The sequence below is a fragment of the Paenibacillus sanfengchensis genome, assembly GCF_036864765.1.
Lineage (GTDB): Bacteria > Bacillota > Bacilli > Paenibacillales > Paenibacillaceae > Fontibacillus > Fontibacillus sanfengchensis.
Genome location: NZ_JBAGJC010000005.1, coordinates 21,305 through 40,024, shown reverse-complemented (window position 1 = coordinate 40,024; position 18,720 = coordinate 21,305). Strand labels below are relative to the sequence as shown.

General features: G+C 52.3%; 22 protein-coding genes. 14 read left to right on the top strand and 8 right to left on the bottom strand.

The window, feature by feature from the left end:
• Nucleotides 1-18: 18 nt before the first annotated feature.
• Nucleotides 19-201: a DUF2188 domain-containing protein gene (locus V4U84_RS12075; protein WP_334071740.1), complete on the bottom strand. Its 183-nt coding sequence runs from the start codon at nucleotides 199-201 to the stop codon at nucleotides 19-21.
• Here V4U84_RS12075 and V4U84_RS26925 point away from each other — a divergent pair.
• Nucleotides 118-405 carry a CGNR zinc finger domain-containing protein gene (locus V4U84_RS26925; RefSeq protein ID WP_416367247.1) on the top strand — a complete coding sequence of 96 codons (288 nt, stop codon included), beginning with the start codon at nucleotides 118-120 and terminating at the stop codon, nucleotides 403-405. The two genes, V4U84_RS12075 and V4U84_RS26925, sit on opposite strands and share 84 nt — an antisense overlap.
• Here V4U84_RS26925 and V4U84_RS12070 read toward each other — a convergent pair.
• Genes V4U84_RS12070 through V4U84_RS12060 form a run of 3 tightly spaced genes read right to left on the bottom strand, consistent with a single transcriptional unit; the run spans nucleotide 361 to nucleotide 2,768 of the window.
• Nucleotides 361-1,092, bottom strand: a complete 732-nt coding sequence (locus V4U84_RS12070) for an ABC transporter permease (RefSeq protein WP_334071739.1) — start codon at nucleotides 1,090-1,092, stop codon at nucleotides 361-363. The two genes, V4U84_RS26925 and V4U84_RS12070, sit on opposite strands and share 45 nt — an antisense overlap.
• A 12-nt stretch (nucleotides 1,093-1,104) precedes the next feature.
• Nucleotides 1,105-1,854, bottom strand: a complete 750-nt coding sequence (locus V4U84_RS12065) for an ABC transporter permease (RefSeq protein ID WP_334071738.1) — start codon at nucleotides 1,852-1,854, stop codon at nucleotides 1,105-1,107.
• On the bottom strand, nucleotides 1,851-2,768 hold the full coding sequence (locus V4U84_RS12060; RefSeq protein ID WP_334071737.1) for an ABC transporter ATP-binding protein: 918 nt from the start codon (nucleotides 2,766-2,768) through the stop codon (nucleotides 1,851-1,853). Before V4U84_RS12060 ends, V4U84_RS12065 begins: the two co-directional genes overlap by 4 nt.
• A gap of 165 nt (nucleotides 2,769-2,933) precedes the next feature.
• Here V4U84_RS12060 and V4U84_RS12055 point away from each other — a divergent pair, with 165 nt between their 5' ends.
• Nucleotides 2,934-3,647, top strand: coding sequence for a response regulator transcription factor (locus V4U84_RS12055; protein WP_334071736.1), 714 nt, complete (start codon nucleotides 2,934-2,936; stop codon nucleotides 3,645-3,647).
• Entirely contained in the window at nucleotides 3,648-5,033 is a 1,386-nt protein-coding gene (locus V4U84_RS12050) for a sensor histidine kinase (protein ID WP_334071735.1), read from the top strand. It abuts the gene before it with no gap.
• 93 nt (nucleotides 5,034-5,126) lie between these two features.
• Here the strand turns inward: V4U84_RS12050 and msrB are convergent, their stop codons facing one another.
• Together msrB and V4U84_RS12040 are read right to left on the bottom strand one after the other, a co-directional pair.
• The gene (msrB, locus tag V4U84_RS12045) at nucleotides 5,127-6,113 is read right to left on the bottom strand and encodes a peptide-methionine (R)-S-oxide reductase MsrB (RefSeq protein WP_334071733.1); all 987 of its coding nucleotides are present in this window, start codon (nucleotides 6,111-6,113) and stop codon (nucleotides 5,127-5,129) included.
• A 105-nt stretch (nucleotides 6,114-6,218) separates the two neighbouring features.
• Nucleotides 6,219-6,824: a TVP38/TMEM64 family protein gene (locus V4U84_RS12040; protein WP_334071732.1), complete on the bottom strand. Its 606-nt coding sequence runs from the start codon at nucleotides 6,822-6,824 to the stop codon at nucleotides 6,219-6,221.
• 346 nt (nucleotides 6,825-7,170) lie between these two features.
• On the opposite strand from V4U84_RS12040, the gene V4U84_RS12035 reads away from it, so the two are divergent.
• Complete coding sequence (locus V4U84_RS12035; protein WP_334071731.1) at nucleotides 7,171-7,878, top strand: TerC family protein; 708 nt, start codon at nucleotides 7,171-7,173, stop codon at nucleotides 7,876-7,878.
• Between the two features lie 70 nt (nucleotides 7,879-7,948).
• Here the strand turns inward: V4U84_RS12035 and V4U84_RS12030 are convergent, their stop codons facing one another.
• Nucleotides 7,949-8,779 (bottom strand): AraC family transcriptional regulator, encoded by an 831-nt coding sequence (locus tag V4U84_RS12030; protein WP_334071730.1) that lies wholly within the window; start codon nucleotides 8,777-8,779, stop codon nucleotides 7,949-7,951.
• Nucleotides 8,780-8,926: 147 nt separating this feature from the next.
• Between V4U84_RS12030 and V4U84_RS12025 the strand changes: the two genes are divergently transcribed.
• From V4U84_RS12025 to V4U84_RS11980, 10 genes are all read left to right on the top strand, one after another.
• Nucleotides 8,927-9,052: a hypothetical protein gene (locus V4U84_RS12025; protein ID WP_334071729.1), complete on the top strand. Its 126-nt coding sequence runs from the start codon at nucleotides 8,927-8,929 to the stop codon at nucleotides 9,050-9,052.
• A 118-nt stretch (nucleotides 9,053-9,170) separates the two neighbouring features.
• Nucleotides 9,171-9,941, top strand: a complete 771-nt coding sequence (locus tag V4U84_RS12020; RefSeq protein ID WP_334071728.1) for a sugar phosphate isomerase/epimerase family protein — start codon at nucleotides 9,171-9,173, stop codon at nucleotides 9,939-9,941.
• The gene (locus tag V4U84_RS12015) at nucleotides 9,934-11,016 is read left to right on the top strand and encodes a Gfo/Idh/MocA family protein (RefSeq protein WP_334071727.1); all 1,083 of its coding nucleotides are present in this window, start codon (nucleotides 9,934-9,936) and stop codon (nucleotides 11,014-11,016) included. The genes V4U84_RS12020 and V4U84_RS12015 overlap by 8 nt, the downstream gene beginning before the upstream one ends.
• A 45-nt stretch (nucleotides 11,017-11,061) precedes the next feature.
• The gene (locus V4U84_RS12010) at nucleotides 11,062-12,030 is read left to right on the top strand and encodes a sugar phosphate isomerase/epimerase family protein (RefSeq protein WP_334071726.1); all 969 of its coding nucleotides are present in this window, start codon (nucleotides 11,062-11,064) and stop codon (nucleotides 12,028-12,030) included.
• Between the two features lie 190 nt (nucleotides 12,031-12,220).
• Nucleotides 12,221-12,538 carry a winged helix-turn-helix transcriptional regulator gene (locus V4U84_RS12005; RefSeq protein ID WP_334071725.1) on the top strand — a complete coding sequence of 106 codons (318 nt, stop codon included), beginning with the start codon at nucleotides 12,221-12,223 and terminating at the stop codon, nucleotides 12,536-12,538.
• A gap of 60 nt (nucleotides 12,539-12,598) precedes the next feature.
• The gene (locus V4U84_RS12000) at nucleotides 12,599-13,168 is read left to right on the top strand and encodes an NAD(P)/FAD-dependent oxidoreductase (protein WP_334077266.1); all 570 of its coding nucleotides are present in this window, start codon (nucleotides 12,599-12,601) and stop codon (nucleotides 13,166-13,168) included.
• Nucleotides 13,169-13,519: 351 nt separating this feature from the next.
• The gene (nirB, locus tag V4U84_RS11995; protein ID WP_334071723.1) at nucleotides 13,520-15,955 is read left to right on the top strand and encodes a nitrite reductase large subunit NirB; all 2,436 of its coding nucleotides are present in this window, start codon (nucleotides 13,520-13,522) and stop codon (nucleotides 15,953-15,955) included.
• 32 nt (nucleotides 15,956-15,987) lie between these two features.
• Nucleotides 15,988-16,326: a nitrite reductase small subunit NirD gene (nirD, locus tag V4U84_RS11990; protein ID WP_334071722.1), complete on the top strand. Its 339-nt coding sequence runs from the start codon at nucleotides 15,988-15,990 to the stop codon at nucleotides 16,324-16,326.
• Between the two features lie 42 nt (nucleotides 16,327-16,368).
• Nucleotides 16,369-17,148, top strand: coding sequence for a formate/nitrite transporter family protein (locus tag V4U84_RS11985; protein WP_334071721.1), 780 nt, complete (start codon nucleotides 16,369-16,371; stop codon nucleotides 17,146-17,148).
• 154 nt (nucleotides 17,149-17,302) lie between these two features.
• A complete protein-coding gene (locus tag V4U84_RS11980; protein WP_334072056.1) occupies nucleotides 17,303-17,746 on the top strand; it encodes a hypothetical protein in 444 nt (147 codons plus the stop codon).
• A 66-nt stretch (nucleotides 17,747-17,812) separates the two neighbouring features.
• On the opposite strand, the gene V4U84_RS11975 is transcribed toward V4U84_RS11980, so the two are convergent.
• Nucleotides 17,813-18,529, bottom strand: a complete 717-nt coding sequence (locus V4U84_RS11975) for a Crp/Fnr family transcriptional regulator (RefSeq protein ID WP_334071720.1) — start codon at nucleotides 18,527-18,529, stop codon at nucleotides 17,813-17,815.
• Between the last annotated feature and the right edge of the window lie 191 nt (nucleotides 18,530-18,720).

Below are 18,720 nucleotides of genomic sequence, written 5' to 3'. Positions count from 1 at the left end.
TTTTAGATATATGACGCGCTATTCTTCATCCTCGGGGTGATTCTTATCCCACTCCTCCGCCTTGGCGGTGCCGATGGCGATCGCGCGTCCTTCCTCATAACCTTCATCAAGCAGGGCATTGGCGATTTCGACCGCTTTGTTCCGCACTCGGGGGCTGAGGTTTTTCATGGACGGCGGATAATCATTTTTATTCCAGGGCATTGGCGATCATCTCCTTTATCCAAAATCTTTTATCTCATTACCCGACTGACGGAAGCGGAAAACTTAAAGCTTAGGTTACGCGTTTGCGAAAACCCCGACTGCCGCCGGGTCTTCTATGAAGATACGCGGAATTCAGGCAGGCAAGCCTTAATAAGGCTATCAAGATGTGACGATATCCCGCTTATTCAACCGGCGAACAGATAACGAAAAGAAGATCACCATGTAAGCCAAATTTACCGTCCAAAAAAGCAGGTTCTGGGTGTCGGTCAGCTTATTTTGATTCAACGCGCCCATCCCGATTGTGAGAAGCGAGAACGGAAAAAACAGGCCCAGCTTGGCGACATACATCCCCAAACCGATCATGACCGCACAAAGACTGAGGCCGATAGGCGTAGCGAAGCTGCGGATCCGCAGCGACAACCCCAATTGCAGTGCCGCCACGGACAAGGAAGCATACCATCCCCGCAATATCCAGCCAACTGTCTCCATAGGGAAAGGCCCGGACAGGGAAAAAAGCGTGCCTGCAAGCCAGTAGAAGCCCATAAACAGTAGTTGGGCGAATAAAATCAACAGGCCGACGACCATCCATTTGGCCAGTACGACACTGACGATCGGGACGGGAACGGTTAACATCACATTCCAATTCCGGTTCAGGTGTTCCAGTCTGCATACATAGGAGCAGCAAATGGCAATCAGAATAGGCAGGAAAAACTCGCCATAAAACAGGCTAACCTGGGTCCATAAACTATACCAGCCGTTGTTGAGGACGCCTTGATTAAAATAAAAATTGGCGCATCCGATGAGCAGGCTTACGATCGGAAGCACAGCGAGCGCAAGGCCGATCCGGGAATGCCGCAATTTGAGCCATTCAGCGAAAACACTTCGTATCATTAACTTTCCCCCTCAGATTTCCTGCCGGGCGACGTGAAGGCTTCCGGCGGTATAGAACAGGAGTGCTATCGTCAATGCGGCCGCAACTATTCCGAACTCCATAGGCTGTACCATATAGATGCCCGATGAATCGGCATAGCGGTAAGTAACGGGACTAAGATCCAGATAATAAGACCAAACCAAAACATGTCTGAACGCAGCCGGAAAAAGCCCGGAAGTCATTCCGATAAGTCCGCCCAACATGCCGAGGCACAATGCGAAAGTCTGATTTTTGACGGCCAGGGAAATCCACTGCTGAAGTGCCGTAACCGCAAAAGTCGTCAGCATGGCGCCGGCAAGAAACCCAACCAGCATGCCGATAGGAGGAGCTTCCGACATATTCGTGCTAAAACCGAACGCGATCATAAGCAGAGCCTGCCCAAGAAGGCCGAAAAAGAGCAGACTGTTGGCGCACATATACTTTGCCGCATACAGACCGGCGCGGCTCACATTGGTGGCCGCAAGCATTTTCCAGGTGTCCCCTCTATGTTCCATATCACAAACACGGGAGACGACGATGGCCGAAACAATCGGCATAAACAGTCCGTTCATGCTGGCTATCGTAAAGAGGACAGACTCCCATACGGCATGATCCGGGTTGCGGGCAATGGAACGGCTGACGGACAAGAAGGTCCATAGCATCTCTACGGCAAGAAACAAGAGAATCATGAGCCCTATTTTTTTTCGGCGGATTTTGAAGTATTCCAGTCGTAACAGGTTCACAAGCTCCGCCCCTTTCCCGTCAGCTCCAGAAAAATATCCTCCAGACTTTTGCGGTGCTCCTCGATTCTTGTAACGGGAATGTCATAGGTGACCAGCAGCTTGTTGATCTCCGCCACCTCCGTATCTTCAAGATCGCCAAGCTCAAGCCAGCTGCCGTTTTGGAGCGGATTGTAGCCTCGGGCAAGAAGCAAGCGCTCTGCGCCGGCATAGTCCCCTGTTTTCAGCGCGATGGATGTTCTGCTTTTTTTTCGCAGGCTCTCCATACTGCCCTGGAATAGCAGATTTCCCTCGCTGATAATGCCTACCGTGGTAGCGATCTGTTCGACTTCCGACAGCAGATGGCTGGAAAGCAATACCGTCATACCGTAGCGCGAAGGCAATGACTTGATGAGCTCCCGGATTTCACCGATGCCGGCGGGGTCCAGGCCGTTCGTCGGTTCGTCAAGAATCAGCAGTTTGGGAAAAGAAAGCAAGGCCATGGCGAGACCCAGCCTTTGCTTCATGCCGAGCGAATACTGTTCGGTTTTCTTGTGTTTCTGATTCTCCAGCCGTACGATGCGGAGCGCCTCATCGAGGTTGCGGTCAGGCACGTTTCGCAGGCGTTGAATGACCTTCAAATTCTCCAATCCTGTCAGATGTCCGTAGTAGGAGGGGGATTCGATCAGCGATCCCGTACGCTTAAGAATGAAGGATCGTTGTTTGCTCAGGCTTTGCCCAAAGATTTGAAGAGTTCCCTCCGTTGGCTTGATGAGTCCGAGCAACATTTTTAAGGTTGTTGTTTTTCCGGCTCCGTTCGGTCCCAGAAATCCATAAATCTCCCCCTCCTGCACGTGAAGATCAACTTTATTTACGCGGTTGACGCCTCCATAGGTTTTGGTCAGGTTTTGCGTTTGCACGATTGCCGAAGCACTCATATGGCAAGTCGACTCCAATCCGGTTAGATTTGAATTTCTTCTTGACTCCACTTTAAGGAACCCGCCTTTCCCGGGGGTAAAGAGAACCTTACATCAACCTTAAATGGATGGGAGCGGCACAGATCTTCACCATGTTCATGTATAATTGAAGTCGGGTGATACGGCATGGAGCAAGTGAGAGACAAAAAAATATTAGTAGTGGATGATGAACCGGAAATCCGGATGATGATCGAAAGATTTTTGAGAAAAGAGGGCTTTTTTCGTATTTTCACAGCGGCGGATTGCGCTTCGGGTCTGGCGATTTGCCGCGCAAACAAACCGGACATCGCGATCCTCGATATCATGCTGCCCGATGGCGACGGATTTTCGCTTCTTTCTTCCATCAGGCAGTTCTCCAGTATGCCGGTTCTTTTCCTTTCCGCCCGGGGCGAGGATGAAGACCGATTGCTGGGGCTGGGACTAGGGGCCGACGATTACCTTGTGAAACCGTTCCTGCCGCGCGAGTTGGTTCTGCGCCTGATGGCGATTTTAAAGCGGGTATATTCCCCCGCCAGAGAGGTGCATCTGCCCGTTTTCCGACTAGGGGACCTGACCATCGATCTGGAAGGCGCCACCATACGCGGAGACCGGAAGGAGATGCCGCTAACTGCAAAGGAGCACGGTATTCTTGTGAAGCTGTACGAACACCGCGACCGGATCGTCACAAACGATGCGCTTTGCCAGGCGGTATGGGGAGACGACAGTTTTGGCTACGAAAATACATTAATGGTCCATATCAGGCGAATCCGCGAAAAAGTCGAGCCGGATCCCTCCAACCCGGTGTATCTTCTCACCGTAAGGGGCCTGGGGTATAAGCTGCTGGTCAAGGAGACCCGTTGAGTGGAAGCGGTTCTTCGCATATTACGCCGCTTTGTCGCCATGACCATCCTCGTCTCGATCGGTGTGCTTATTTTTAACTTCGTATTGCTTGGCGTATTGGTGTTTAAGGAAATCAATCAGGCTCCATCTCCCGAAGATGTAGTCAAGCGGGTGTCCCAAGGCTTGAGCAACCAGGAAGGCGGCTATCTTCTGGACGAGCGCGCATCCGAGCTGCTTTCGCATCAAAAGGCCTGGGCCATGCTGCTCGGAGCGGAAGGCCATGTGGCGTGGGACTATCATCTGCCCCCTGATGTGCCGCGGAGCTACAATTTGATCGAGGTAAGCCAATTTTCACGCTATTATTTATTGGAATATCCGGTCTATATCTGGAAGCATCAGGATGGCTTGGTTGTGGTAGGGTACCCCAAGACAAGCCACTGGAAGTATCAACTGGATTTTCTGCCCGAATGGATTAGATCGTTGCCTCTGCGGCTTCTGGCGCTTCTTCTGATCAATGTGGCACTTGCCCTAGTAGTTTCTGTCCTGATCGGTACGCGGCTTATTAGAAGGATACGTCCTCTTGTGGAGGGAGTGCATCGTCTTCCGAGGGAACAAACGGTCAAGCTCGACGCCAAAGGGATATTCGGCGATTTGGCCCGAAGCATTAATTTGGCGTCGGAAATCCTTCAGAAGAAGACGGCCGCGTTGAAGGCGAGGGATGAAGCGCGCTCCAACTGGGTTGCCGGGATTTCTCATGATATCCGGACCCCCCTCTCGATGATCCTCGGTTACGCCAGCGAAATGGAGGATCATCCCGACTTGCCGCAGGAACAGAGGCACCAGGCCGGGATTATCCGGCGCCAAGGCGAGAAGCTGCGTTCGCTTGTAAGCGACCTGAATCTGGTCTCCATGCTCGAATATGAAATGCAGCCTTTGCATCTGAAACCCGTGAGACTGGCGGTGTTGGCGAGACAGGTTGTTGCTGATTTATTGAATAACGGTTTGGACGAGCGCTATGACATTGAATTAAAACTGGCCGACGAGGCGTTTCAAATCAAAGGAGACGGGAAATTGCTGCTTCGGGCTATCGAGAATCTGGCGCACAACAGCGTGCGCCACAACCCGGAAGGCTGCAGGATCGTAATAGAAGGTGCTCTATCCGAGGACCGCTCATTTTATCGTCTGATCATAAGGGATGATGGGAGGGGAATCCCGCAGGAGCAGCTGGCGGAGATTACCGAGCTGCCGTATTCGTCGAGGAGAAAGAGACCTGTCCAGCAAGGCCACGGTTTAGGGGTTCCCATGGTGGCAAGGATCGTGCAGGCGCACCACGGCCGGCTTACGCTTGAAAGCGGCGGGGAGCAAAGCGGGCTTAAAGCTGTCTTGGAATTTCCATCGCCGATTTGATACCCGGGATTCATTTGAGAAAAGAGCGGCGGCCCGGGGGATGAATTCTTCCCGTCGGGCCGCCGCTTTGCCTTGTTAAGGGGTAAACCGCGATTATTCGCTTGCGGAAGCAGAGTCAAACAAGAAAAGATATTCTCCGTAGCCTTCCTTCTCCAGCTTCTCTTTCGGGATGAAGCGGAGCGCCGCGGAATTGATGCAGTATCTCAGTCCCGTCGGTTCGGGGCCGTCTTCGAACACATGTCCCAGGTGGGAGTCGCCCTGCCGGCTGCGGACCTCCGTGCGAACCATAAAGTGGCTCGTGTCGGTCTCTTCCTTGATGCTGTACTCGCGAAGAGGACGCGTAAAGCTCGGCCAGCCGCAGCCGGCATCGTATTTATCGCGCGAACTGAACAGGGGTTCGCCGGAAACGATATCCACATAGATGCCTTCTTCCGTGTGGTCCCAAAACTCCCCGGTAAATGGGCGTTCCGTGGCGTTGTTCTGCGTTACCTCGAATTGAATCGGGGTCAGCCGTTTCTTGAGCTCTTCGGGATCGGCCGGCCGGGACCAATGGCGTTCGATGAAATTCTCACGGCCCGATCCCTTGCGGTAACGCTTGTAGTGCCCCGGGTTCTTCTTGTGGTACTTCTGATGGTATTCCTCGGCCGGGTAGAACGGAGCGGCGGGCAACACTTGCGTGACGATCGGGTTGCTGAACCGGCCGCTTTCGGCTAGTTCGCGCTTCGATTGTTCGGCTTCCTCGCGCTGCCGTTCATTATGATAAAAAATAGCCGTCCGGTAAGATTCGCCGCGATCGTGGAACTGCCCGCCCTCATCGGTAGGGTCGATTTGCTGCCAATACAGCTCAAGCAGCTTGCGGTAAGGAAAGACAGCCGGGTCAAACGTGATCTGTACGGCTTCATAGTGGCCGGTTTGTTCGGAGCACACTTCCTCGTAGGTCGGATTCTCCGTCCTTCCGCCGGTATATCCCGAGATGATCCCGTGGATGCCCGGGAGTTCCTCAAAGGGCGAAACCATGCACCAGAAGCACCCCCCTGCAAAGGTAGCCAGCTCCAGATTGGAAGCCTGCGATGTATTCATGCTGATCCCTCCGTTTCAATTTGGCGATAAGTTTTTGTAAAGGAGTTAGGGTGATTCCGGCTTCCATTATATCGTTTTTTGGCCGAAACCCCAAAACCGCCGGGGCTAGATCTCAGCCCATCTTTTATACAAAGCTAAAATGGCAAAAATGAACAGCATATAAACGGCGATAGCCCCGGCGGCAACCCAGGGTTTATTGAACAGGGAAGCGCCCAGAAAAGCGTAGAAGAACACGCCCGGCAGTTTGCCCACAACGGATGCGGCCAGATAAACCCGGAACCGGATGCCATAAGCGCCGGCGTACATGTTGACGGCCGTTTGCGGCAGAATCGGGATCAATTTGCAGACGACGATCGCTATAAAAGGACGCCGGTCAATCGCCGCCGTTATGCGTTCCAGCGGCTTGAACCGGTCGCTCCATCCGCGCGCGGCGTTTCCCCAACCGTAGGCGGCCCCCCAGTAATATACCGCGCCCGCCAAGGTCGAGCCGATCAGGGTGACGAAACCGCCCCAGAAAGCACCCGCGGCAAAGCCCGCCGCCGCGATGACCAGCCGATAAGGCATCACGGGGAAAACGGCAAACAAGGCGGACAGGACGAAGAGCAGCCAAAGCGGAGGACCTGCGGTCAACCAGCCGGCAAGCTCGTGTCTATAGGCGAAAGCCAGAACAAAGGCGGCGGCATAAACCGCCAGCGCGATCCATTTTTTCATGAAAACTCCTCTCAATCTCATTCTATCTTAAATACTATAACAGTTCATTTATCTCTCAAACTTGTCGGCGAAAAAATCTAGCGCATTTTTATTCTCCATGCTATAATAGTCTCAAATTTAACATGCATGGTTCCCAAAGGGGAGTAGCTGATACAATAAAGTCGTCATTACGGGTTTTCAGCCCCGGCTTTATTGGCAACCTTCGTTGTTAGCGAGACCTTTGCCCGGTGCGAGTATTGGGTAAAGGTCTTTTTGATGCTTAAAATGCGTCGTGCCCAATACAGACACGGCGTATTTTTTTTACGCCGGAAGCCAGAGTATGGATAGGACAGAAAGGGGAGAGAGCATGGATTTTTTTAGTGTTGATTTTTGGGCCGCCCTGTTTTCCATCATTCTGATCGACCTCGTCCTAGCCGGTGACAATGCCATTGTTATCGGACTGGCGGCAAGAAACGTTCAAAAGGCGGACCAGAAAAAAGTGATTCTGTGGGGGACCGTCGGTGCGATCATCGTTCGCGTCATCATGACGGTTCTGGTGCTGCAACTGCTCAATATTCCGGGACTTCGTCTCGTCGGGGGGCTTGCGCTCTTATGGATCGCTTACAAGCTGCTGGTCGAAGACAAGAGCCACGAAATTAACGCAGGGAGCCAGATGTGGGCGGCGATCCGTACGATTATTATCGCCGATACAATGATGGGCCTCGACAACGTTTTGGCCGTCGCAGGCGCCGCACATGGCGATTTCACTCTCGTCATTATCGGACTGGCCGTATCGGTGCCGATTATGGTATGGGGGAGTACGCTCATTCTTCGGCTTACGGAACGTTTTCCGGTCGTTATTACGATCGGGGCAGCCGTCCTGGCTTGGACCGCCGCGAAAATGCTCGTTGAAGAGCCGTTGATTCATGACTGGTTCGCTACGGCATGGATTAAATACGGTTTTGAGATCATCGCCATTATCGTGGTCGTGGGCATCGGGCTTATGATGAAGAGAAAGAAAGAGCGTTTGGATCAAATCGATAAGAAGTTAAAGCAGGGCAACCAGCCGACTTAAGGCCGGGAAACCCGCTGAAATGCACGCCGCCGTCGGCTTCCGTAAGGAAGGGACGGCGGCGTTTCCTATTTTAGTTCAGTTCGGCGCCGGTATTCCGGGCGGTCTGGCGGTACTGCTTCGGCGACATGCCGAAACGTTTGCGAAACACTTTGTGAAAGTAGTTATAGCTCGGAAATCCGGAGCTTTCGGCCACATGCTCCAAGGTCAGCGGGCTGAAGATGATTCGCTCACGGGCCATGTTTAGTCGGACCTCAAGAGTATATTGGATAATGCTCGTATTGAACGTTTCCTTGAACAGGTGGACGGCGCGGGAAACGCTGACCCCGACGTGAGCAGCCGCGTCCTCCAGTTTGAACGGAATGGCGGCGTTCTCTTCGATATAATTTTTGATCCGGTGGGCAAGATAGGTTGGATACGTGGTTGGCAGCGGCTGCTGCAGCAAATTCCGGTCGATATCCATACACAGGATCTTTAGATAGTATTCGGCGATCTCGGGAGAGGGATTGGAAATCCGCCGCTGCTCCAGCATGATCTGCCGGAAAACCCCGAGAATTCCTTCGGACAGGGGGACCTTGACTTTTCGCGGACGATCTTCCCGATTCCACCAGGACTCCACCCATTCCCCGGCCAAAAAAATATGATAGTCCCCGCTGTTCACCACTGGTTCCCCAAGCACCGTCTCCTCGGCGTCAATCCGCAGTTCATAGGGCTGGCCGGGAGCGACGAGCAAGAGATCTCCCGGTTCCAGCAACTCCAGGCTGCCGGACAGGCGGGTTCGGCAGCGGCCGGAGGCCTGCAGCCGAATCAGGTAGCTCTCCAGGCCTTCCGGCTGGAAGATGTGGTAGGGCTTGCTGTGAAGCGAATAACCAGCTAGCAATATTTGCAGGTTTTTGTGATCCATAAGTGGCTTTCCCCTGTGCTTTTTCAAAAATAATGACCAGATTGTTCATGTTTCAATCATATTATTCATTTTACAATAAGACAATTTGAAATACCATGTAGTTGAGTCTTTTGACACCACGATCGCTTCCTGGGAGGAGTGATGAGAATGACAAATATGAAAATCGGAATCATCGGCTGCGGGAACATTAGCCCTGCTTATTTAACGTACCTCGCCCAGAGCGAGATCGTCGAGGTGTATGCCCTTGCCGGTCTGCGTCCGAGAGGCTCATGAGCGGGGAGTTGAGTTTGGTCTTGTAAACGTATGCACCCTAGAGAAATTGCTGCAAAACCCCAAAAATAAGCAGTTTCTATGCAGCTCACAAAAAATGAAAATGAAGAGGTGAATGATCATGGTTAAAGTAGGTTTACAGCTTTATACCGTACGCGAGGCCATGGAGCGCGACTTTGAAGGTACGCTGCGGAAGATCGCCGGACTTGGCTACCAGGGTGTGGAGTTTGCCGGATTCATCGGGCGGATGTCCGACGAGGTCAAGGCGATTCTGGAAGAGACCGGCTTGACGGCGCTGGGAGCCCATACGTCTTACAACCGGCTTCTTCATGCTTTGGACGAGGAGATTGCCTTCAACAAAGCGATCGGCAACCGTTATCTTATTTTGCCTTATCTGGAGGAGAAAGACCGCGGGCGCTGGGAAGAAGTGCTGGAGGACATGAAGACGATCGGCAAAAAATGCGCCGATGCAGGCATGGTTCTCTTCTATCATAACCATGAATTTGAGCTGACCGAGGAATTGGACGGGCAGCCTGTGCTGGACGCCATATTTGCCAAAATTCCTGCTGATCTGATCCAGATGGAACTGGATTCCTGCTGGGTAAGTTACGCCGGTTTCGACCCGCTGGAGTATATCTCAAAATACAGTGGGCGTCTGCCTTTGCTTCATCTTAAAGACATGGTAATCAAAAGCGACGGAAGCGCGGAGACCGTGGAACTTGGACAAGGGGAAGTGGCGGTCAAGGAAATTGCGGACGCCGCGATTTCCGCAGGCGTGGAATGGCTTGTCGTAGAGCAGGATCATTGCGCGGGAGATGCGATGGAGAGCATCGAAACGAGTAGGGATTGGCTGCGAGACTATGCAAACAAGGGAGGACAAATCCATGTCTAAAATTTTGAAAGTAGCGATTATCGGATGCGGCGGCATCGCCAACGGCAAACATTTGCCAAGCCTGGCGAAACAGCCGCAGGTTCAAATGACGGCTTTTTGCGATATCGTGGAGGAACGTGCGGCCAAGGCGGCGTCGGAATACGGCGCGGAAGGGGCAAAAGTATACACGGATTTCCGCAAACTGCTTGAAGAAACGGATGTGGACGTAGTCCATGTCTGCACGCCGAATGACTCCCATGCGGAAATCACGGTCGCTTCGCTGGAATCCGGCAGACATGTGATGTGCGAGAAGCCGATGGCCAAAACGGCGGAGCAAGCGCGTCGAATGCTGGATGCGGCCAAGCGGACCGGTAAAAAGCTGAGCATCGCCTACCAGAACCGCTTCCGCGACGACAGCTTGTTCCTGAAGCAAGTTTGCGAAAACGGCGAACTGGGAGATATCTACTTCGGCAAAGCGCTGGCGCTCCGCCGCCGGGCGGTACCGACATGGGGCGTTTTCCTGGACGAGGAGAAGCAAGGCGGAGGTCCGCTCATCGATATCGGTACCCATGCGCTGGACTTGACGCTGTGGCTGATGGATAACTACGAACCGAAAAGCGTAACCGGATCGGTCTTCCATAAGCTGGGCAGCCGTGCGAATGCGGCCAATGCGTTCGGCCCTTGGGATCCGGAACAATTCAAAGTGGAGGATTCCGCTTTTGGCTTCATTACGATGAAGAACGGGGCGACGATCGCGCTGGAATCCAGTTGGGCGCTGAACGTCATCGACTTCGGGGAAGCCAGAACCTTGCTGTGCGGCACCGAAGGCGGCGCGGATATGAACGACGGATTGCGTTTGAACGGCGAAAAGCTGAGCCGGCTTTATGAAACGAAAGTCGATTTCGGGTCCGGAGGCGTAGCGTTCTTCGAGGGTCAGCAGGAAAACGACGCTACCCGCGAAGCCAGATACTGGGTGGAGGCCATTCTCGAGGATAAGGAGCCGCTCGTAAAACCGGAGCAGGCCCTCGTTGTCACAGAGATTCTTGAAGCGATTTACGAATCGGCGAAAACAGGAAAAACGGTATATTTTGACTAATTTATAACAGGACACACAAAACGTCTTGATCTAGGAGGTAAGGACATGAAGTTAGGTGTTTTTATGGTTCTGTTCGGCGGCCGCCCGTTTGAGGAGGCACTGGATCTCATCGCCGCCCAAGGCTTGAAAGCGGTTGAGATCGGCACGGGCGGACACCCCGGCAATTCGCACTGCAATCCGGACGAACTGTTGGGAAATAAAACGGCTCTCAGCAACTTCAAGAAAGCGGTGGAATCCCGCGGTTTAACCATCAGCGCGCTAAGCTGCCACGGAAACCCGCTGCATCCGCAAAAGGCGGTAGCCCAAGAGTTTCACGATGTTTTCGTAAAAACCGTGCAGTTGGCCGAACAACTGGAAGTTCCGGTTGTGAATACCTTCTCCGGCTGTCCGGGTGATCATGAGGACGCCAAGTATCCGAACTGGCCCGTGGCCCCTTGGCCAAACGACTTCCAGGAAATTTTGGACTGGCAGTGGAAGAACAAAGTGATTCCTTACTGGACCGAGTGGGGGAAATACGCGGCCGACCATCATGTGAAAATCGGGCTGGAGCTGCACGGCGGCTTCTCCGTGCACACGCCGGCTACGCTTCTTCGCTTACGCGAGGCGGCGGGCGAGGTGATCGGGGCCAATCTGGACCCGAGTCACATGTGGTGGCAGGGCATCGATCCGGTTCAAGCTATCTCGATTCTCGGCCGGGCGGGTGCGATTCATCATTTCCACGCCAAAGATACGACGATCGATCCCGTGAATGTGCATCGCTACGGAATTACGGACATGCAGCCGTATACGGCCATGCTGGATCGCGCTTGGCAGTTCCGGACCGTCGGCTTCGGGCATGACATGAAGACCTGGGCGGACATCATCAGCGCACTCCGTCTGCATGGTTATGATTATGTAGTAAGCATCGAGCATGAAGACGGCCTGATGTCTACCGAGGAAGGTTTCACCAAAGCGGTGAAGAATCTTCAGCAAGTGTTGATCGAAGATTCGGCATCCGAGATGTGGTGGGTATAACTGGCGGAAAAGGGAATATAATTTAGCAATAGCGGCTGCCGCCCGGCAGCCGTTTTTTTGGGAGCATGTAAAATTCACACCCTTTCCCTTGGTGTTTTTTTGCACAAAAATATGCTATGATGAAATATACTAACTAATTGTAAGCTAACACCGAAAAATCCGGTTTTAACAACGATGGGGTGAGAACGTTATGGAAGAAAACCAGTTTGCGATGTGTCCGCGTTTCGAATCGGCCTTCGTCATTCTCGGGAAACGCTGGAACGGTTTGATTATTCATACGCTGATGAGCGGTCCGAAGCGGTTTAAGGACATATCCAACGGCATTCCGGCCATGAGCGATAAAATGCTGTCCGAGCGGATGAAGGATCTGGAGAACGAAGGGATTGTAGTAAGACATGTCTATCCCGAAACGCCGGTACGCATCGAATATGAGCTTACGGAGAAAGGGATGGCGCTTAGTCCGGTAATGGAACAGGTTCAAAATTGGGCGGAGGCGTGGATCGAGTAAAGAAACGTGCCGTTATCCTGCGGGGAGGCGGCACGAAATATATGGAAAGTGGGTGTACTTGTGGCTGAGGTAATCGTAATCGGAGCGGGACCGGCCGGTTCCAGCGCAGCCTTGTTTCTCGCTAAGGCAGGGAAGGAGACCCTGGTTCTGGACAGCAACGCCAGCATGACGAAGCGAGCCTGGATTGAGAACCATTATGGGGCCAAGGATATCTCCGGTCCGGATCTGCTGACAATCGGTCGGGAGCAAGCCCAAAAATTCGGCGCCAAGTTTATCGAGGAGAAGGTAACGGTTGTCGATACGAATGGCGGTTCGAAGGTGACGGTGAAAACGGAGAACGGCCGCAGTTATGAGGCTGCTCATGTGATTCTGGCAACCGGTGCGCTGACTGAACTGGCCGGTACCATCGGCCTGAATTTGGTGGAGGGCCGCGAGCCGCGAATCAAGACGGTCATCGAAACCGATGGCTTCGGGCGCACAAGCAAGCCCCGTGTATGGGCGGCGGGTACGGCCGCCGGTGTAAGCGTTCACACAATTGTTACGGCGGGTGACGGGGCGAAGGTAGCCATAGAAATTATCAGCGAGCTAAATGGCGAGCGCTACGTTGATCACGATGTATTGAAAAACTGAGAATGCCATCATACTTATTGTCAAAAGCCTCCCGAGCTTCCGAATCAGGGGGCTTTTGGCGTAGAATTGACAAAATCAAAGTGACTGCAATCACAAAGTTTATTTTTTTTATATCGTAGTTTAGAGCTAGTAATTTATTGGCCGCAGGGGTGAAAACCGGGTAGGAGGGTGATTTTCTATTTTTCAATAGAGAATTGTAAGAAAGTATGAACAATTTTGTGATATTTTTCACATTTATCGTGAAATAGATCACACATTTATTTAAATTTTAATGATATAATCGAAACATAAGAACAAAAACAAGGACGATGCAGTTAGAGTTCGCGTCATTTTGAAGGAGGCAAATCCGAAATGGGAACTGATAGAGAAAAGCTTGTGGTGATCGGCAACGGGATGGCGGGGATCAGCACCGTCGAGCAGATTTTGAAATTGACCAAGAAATTTGACATTACGGTTTTCGGGAGCGAGCCGCACCCGAACTATAACCGGATCATGCTTTCTTATGTATTGGAAGGCAGCAAAACGATCGATGATATCGTGCTGAATGATCTGAATTGGTATCGCGACAACGAAATTACGTTGCATACGGGAACGACCGTATCGAAAATCGACGAACAGGCCAAAGAAGTAGTGACCGTAGACGGAATGCGCGTACCTTACGATAAGGTGCTGATCGCGACCGGCTCGAATTCGTTCATTTTGCCGATTCCGGGCAGCGATAAGGAAGGTGTGGTCGGTTTCCGCGATATCGCAGACTGCAATCAAATGCTTGAAGCGGCGAAAACTTGCCGAACGGCTGCCGTCATCGGCGGAGGTTTGCTGGGTCTGGAAGCGGCCAAGGGGCTTGTGCAGCTCGGAATGGATGTCACCGTCGTTCATTTGATGGAGGATCTGATGGAGCGTCAATTGGACCACCAGGCCGCGTCGATGCTGAAGGCGGAGCTTGAGCGTCAGGGCATCAAATTCAAAATGGGCGCCCAAACGACGGAATTGCTTGGTGATACCCGAGTAAGCGGCCTGCGCTTTGCGGACGGTACCGAACTGGAGGCCGAATTCGTTGTTATGGCCGTGGGGATTAAACCTAACGTGGCCGTGGCCAAGGAAAGCGGGATCGAAGTGAACCGGGGGATCGTGGTCAACGACTACCTGCAAACCTCGGTGGACGGCGTATACTCGGTCGGCGAATGTACCGAGCATCGCGGAGTTTGCTATGGCCTGGTTGCTCCCCTCTTCGAACAGGGCATGGTGCTTGCCAAACATATTAGCGGCGTGGAGACGGCTCCTTATGAAGGTTCGGTAGTGTCGACCAAACTTAAAATTTCGGGAGTCGACGTATTCTCGACCGGCGAATTTATCGATGGTCCGGAACATACCGTGATCGCCAACAAGGATGACTGGAAGCGCACTTACAAGAAGATTTTGCTGCAAGACGGCGTTATGGTAGGTGCTGTCCTGTTCGGGGACATTACCGACTCGGCGGAACTGCAGAAGCTGATTAAGCAGAAAACGGTGATGACGGATGAGTTGTACGATTCGCTGATGGGAACCGGGTGCTGCGGCGGTGGTGGCAAGAAGACGACCTCGGTCGAAACGATGCCGGACGAAGAAATTGTCTGCGGCTGTAACGGGGTAACGAAAGGAACGATTGTCGACGTCATTACGAACCAAGGGCTGACGACGGTCGATGAGATCAAAGCGTGCACCGGAGCAACCCGCTCGTGCGGCGGCTGTAAACCGGTGGTGGAGCAAATTCTGCAGTATGTTCTCGGAGATGGTTTCAAGGAAACCGCAAAACAAGGCATCTGCGGCTGTACTACGCTGAGCCGGGATGAAATCGTGGCGGAAATTAAGGAAAAAGGACTCCAAACTACCAAAGAGGTCATGAATGTGCTCGGCTGGAGCCAGCCGGAAGGCTGCTCGAAGTGCCGGCCGGCCATCAACTACTATCTTGGTATGCTGCATCCGGATACGCATGAGGATGAAAAGGAATCGCGTTTCGTCAACGAAAGAATGAGCGCCAACATTCAAAAGGACGGAACTTATACCGTCGTTCCGCGGATGTATGGCGGCGTTACAACACCGGAGGAATTGAAACGGATCGCCGATGTCTCGGTGAAATACGACGTGAAAGTCGTCAAGGTAACCGGCGGTCAACGGCTCGATCTGATCGGCGTGAAGAAAGAAGATTTGCCGAAGGTTTGGGAAGAGCTGGATATGCCGTCGGGCTACGCTTACGCCAAATCGCTGCGCACGGTTAAAACATGCGTCGGCTCGCAATTTTGCCGCTTCGGCACGCAGGACTCGATGGGCATGGGCGCTACGCTGGAGCGCAAATTCGAGCGGCTCGACTTCCCGGCGAAATTTAAATTGGCCGTGAACGGATGTCCGCGGAACTGTGCGGAATCGTGCACGAAAGACATCGGGATCGTCGGCAACGACGGCGGCTGGGAAATTTTTGTCGGCGGCAACGGCGGGATTAAAGCGCGGCTTGCGGATTCGCTCTGCAAGGTGAAAACCGACGACGAACTGATTGAAATTGTCGGTGCTATCATGCAGTACTACCGGGAAACCGGGAACTACCTGGAAAGAACCTCGGAATGGGTGGAACGTATCGGGTTGGATGCCATCAAAGCTGCGGTGGTGGATGATGCCGAGAACCGTAAAGCGTTGATGGAACGGATTGAATTTGCGCTCAAGCAAGTGGAGGATCCATGGAAGAAAATGCTTCGCGAAGACGAGCAAAGCGGCAAGCTGTTCAACCGTCTCGAAATGAGTAACCAACTATAAGCATCGCGCGAAAGAGAGGAGAGAGTGTGATCATGGAAAAAGAGAAGGAGTTTTACCCTGTCGGAGCATTGGAGGAGTTTCTCGTTCAAATCGGCCGCGTGGTGGAGATCGGGGGACGGCAGATCGCCGTCTTCCGCCTCTCGGACGGACGGGTATTCGCCGCGTCGAACAAGAGTCCCCATCCCAAAGGCGGACCGCTTGCGGAAGGAATCGTGTCCGGACACTATTTGTACGATCCGCTATATGACTGGAAGATTGACTTGACCACGGGACTTGTCCAGGCCCCGGATACCGGGTGTGCGGAAATGATCCCGGTGAAGGTGGAAGAGGGTCAAGTCTGGATCGCGGCGGGGGCGCTCCAACCGCAATAGAGCAGTACATTTTTGAGGAGAGAGCTTGGGGAGGAAGAGACGATGTTTACGCAAAGTGTCGAGACCATTGTAGAAGCAGCCGTTAAGAAGAAAGAGAAAATGAATGAAAGCCTGCTAAGATATTTCGTATCCACGCTATTGGCGGGCGCTTACGTAGGCTTGGGGATTATCCTGATTTTCAGCGTTGGGGCCCCGCTGGCTGCGGCCAAATCCCCGTTCCAGACGATGGTCATGGGGATGTCCTTCGGGATTGCGTTGACCCTGGTCATCTTCGCCGGTTCCGAGCTGTTTACCGGAAACAATATGTTCTTTACGGCAAGTACGCTGGCCAAAAGAACGACGGTAGGGGACACCATGAAAAACTGGGGGATTGTGTTCCTCGGCAATCTGGCGGGAGCGGTTATCCTAAGTTTACTTATCGTAGGTTCGGGGCTCTTTAAAACCGCTGCGCCGGAGCATCTCCTGTTTGCATCCGCGGCGAAGAAGATGGGCGCTCCTGTAATGGAATTGTTCTTCCGCGGCATTTTGTGTAACTGGCTCGTCTGCCTCGCCATCTGGATGGCGAACCGGGCTAAGGACGACATCTCCAAGCTGGTGCTGATCTGGTGGTGTCTTTATGCCTTTATCGCCAGCGGCTATGAGCATAGCGTCGCAAACATGACGTTGCTCAGCTTGTCCGTGCTCTTGCCGAACCATCCGGAAACGGTAAGCCTGGCCGGCTGGTTTCACAACATGATCCCGGTCACGCTCGGGAATATCGTGGGCGGCGCCGTGTTCGTCGGCATGGCTTACTGGTTCATCTCGCCAGTTCGGAAAAAATAAACGAATAGATGAATATCAAAGGCTGCCTCAACGGGATAAATCCGTTGGGGCTGTTTTTATGGTCAAAGGATATTTATTCTCTGCAACACTAGTGAATCCAAATCCGTTATATGTATAAGAGTGAGCGACGATGGGAGGGGAGCGCTTGAAGTATATGCTTGTATTGCTGCTCATTTTAGTCGTTGGTTGTACCCAAATCTCGAAAGAGCAATCCGCTCTCAAAAGCTATCTTGAGGAAAAAGGATATCGGGTGCTTTCTTACGAAGGACGCGTTGATAGTTACCAATTAACCAAGCAAAAAATAGTCACACTTCCTCATATGATCTATTGGGGCCTACAAACCGTTGATCCTTCCAACTATTTTGGTAAAACGGTGTACGTTGAAAAGTTTACGGTGAAGAATCATCCACTGGCACAAGGGAAAGTTGAGGTTTATGTTTACGTAGTCGACGGGAAGCCCTTTGGGGGAACATCAAATCCATCCGGAGAAGAATTAATGGGTGGTTATTGGTCTCTAGAGGGAAAAACGCTGGAGGAAATTCAGCTTAAGCCTTTCCAGGAATGGCAGCATGACTGGTTGAAAACATATAGCAACTGAGGTTTCAAATGGATGACGCTGCAGCGTACAGCCCGGGATCTCTCCCAGGCTGTTTTCGAAGTCCAATCAGATGCGGCAAATCTCATTCGGACATAGTTCACAATGGCAAATATCCTGCAACATGACCAAATCCTTGATCACAATCATGCCGTTCTCGTATTCCAGCGCGTCCTTCTTTCGCAGATCGCTCAGCATCCGGTTTACGCTCTCCCGGGTAGCGCCGATCATGTTGGACAGGTCGGTGTGCGTAATCTTCTTGTTGATAAGGATGTTGTCGCCATGCTGTTCGCCGTACGTGTTGCTCAGACGGATCAGGGTTGAGCAGAGGGCGCCCGGTTTGCCGTACATCATCAGGTCGCGGAATTTGGTCTGCGTCAGGCGGTGGTGGATACCCATCCATTTCATGAAGTCAATGGCGAAATCGCAGTGTTGGCAAATCATAATTTCAAGGTCCTTCTGCTCGATGACGCCGATTTCGCTATCCTCGATCACCTCGGCGGTGAAGCTGTGCTTGGTGCTGAAGAAGGGATCGGCCTGGCCGACCATATCGCCGCGACCGTACATGTATAGAATCAACTCTTTGCCTTCGTCGGTGGATTTAGTCAATTTGATCCGGCCACGCTTAACATAGAACAGTTTATCGGAAAAGTCGCCCTCCCAGAAAAGATGGGTTCCTTCGGGATACGTCTTATCTTTCATCGTAACAAGTAGCCGGTTAAAGTTTTGCTCCGTAAAGCAGCTAGTATTGCCGCGGGGTTGTGTGGCGCTCACCATTTCACTCATTTTAATTTCCCCTTTGCACTCCTAAATTTATCTGAAAATTTAAATTAATTATATAACGTTTCTTCGTATTTGAGTGGCCTGTAAAGACTGAAAAAGTGTCGAAATTTCAACATTGTGACTATTTTCACTTTTTGAAGTTGATTTATTTCACTAACCATGTGATTCATGATACATTGAAATGCCGGCAACCA

Excerpts from the sequence above, each read along its gene's own strand:
- V4U84_RS11985 (WP_334071721.1), top strand. The coding sequence starts at position 16,369 with ATGTTTACGCAAAGTGTCGAGACCATTGTAGAAGCAGCCGTTAAGAAG.
- V4U84_RS12060 (WP_334071737.1), bottom strand. The coding sequence starts at position 2,768 with ATGAGTGCTTCGGCAATCGTGCAAACGCAAAACCTGACCAAAACCTAT.
- V4U84_RS12025 (WP_334071729.1), top strand. The coding sequence starts at position 8,927 with ATGACAAATATGAAAATCGGAATCATCGGCTGCGGGAACATTAGCCCT.
- V4U84_RS11980 (WP_334072056.1), top strand. The coding sequence starts at position 17,303 with ATGCTTGTATTGCTGCTCATTTTAGTCGTTGGTTGTACCCAAATCTCG.
- nirD (WP_334071722.1), top strand. The coding sequence starts at position 15,988 with ATGGAAAAAGAGAAGGAGTTTTACCCTGTCGGAGCATTGGAGGAGTTT.
- V4U84_RS12075 (WP_334071740.1), bottom strand. The coding sequence starts at position 201 with ATGCCCTGGAATAAAAATGATTATCCGCCGTCCATGAAAAACCTCAGC.
- msrB (WP_334071733.1), bottom strand. The coding sequence starts at position 6,113 with ATGAATACATCGCAGGCTTCCAATCTGGAGCTGGCTACCTTTGCAGGG.
- nirB (WP_334071723.1), top strand. The coding sequence starts at position 13,520 with ATGGGAACTGATAGAGAAAAGCTTGTGGTGATCGGCAACGGGATGGCG.
- V4U84_RS12030 (WP_334071730.1), bottom strand. The coding sequence starts at position 8,779 with ATGGATCACAAAAACCTGCAAATATTGCTAGCTGGTTATTCGCTTCAC.
- V4U84_RS12035 (WP_334071731.1), top strand. The coding sequence starts at position 7,171 with ATGGATTTTTTTAGTGTTGATTTTTGGGCCGCCCTGTTTTCCATCATT.
- V4U84_RS12020 (WP_334071728.1), top strand. The coding sequence starts at position 9,171 with ATGGTTAAAGTAGGTTTACAGCTTTATACCGTACGCGAGGCCATGGAG.
- V4U84_RS12055 (WP_334071736.1), top strand. The coding sequence starts at position 2,934 with ATGGAGCAAGTGAGAGACAAAAAAATATTAGTAGTGGATGATGAACCG.
- V4U84_RS12010 (WP_334071726.1), top strand. The coding sequence starts at position 11,062 with ATGAAGTTAGGTGTTTTTATGGTTCTGTTCGGCGGCCGCCCGTTTGAG.
- V4U84_RS12005 (WP_334071725.1), top strand. The coding sequence starts at position 12,221 with ATGGAAGAAAACCAGTTTGCGATGTGTCCGCGTTTCGAATCGGCCTTC.
- V4U84_RS12040 (WP_334071732.1), bottom strand. The coding sequence starts at position 6,824 with ATGAAAAAATGGATCGCGCTGGCGGTTTATGCCGCCGCCTTTGTTCTG.
- V4U84_RS12070 (WP_334071739.1), bottom strand. The coding sequence starts at position 1,092 with ATGATACGAAGTGTTTTCGCTGAATGGCTCAAATTGCGGCATTCCCGG.
- V4U84_RS11975 (WP_334071720.1), bottom strand. The coding sequence starts at position 18,529 with ATGAGTGAAATGGTGAGCGCCACACAACCCCGCGGCAATACTAGCTGC.
- V4U84_RS12015 (WP_334071727.1), top strand. The coding sequence starts at position 9,934 with ATGTCTAAAATTTTGAAAGTAGCGATTATCGGATGCGGCGGCATCGCC.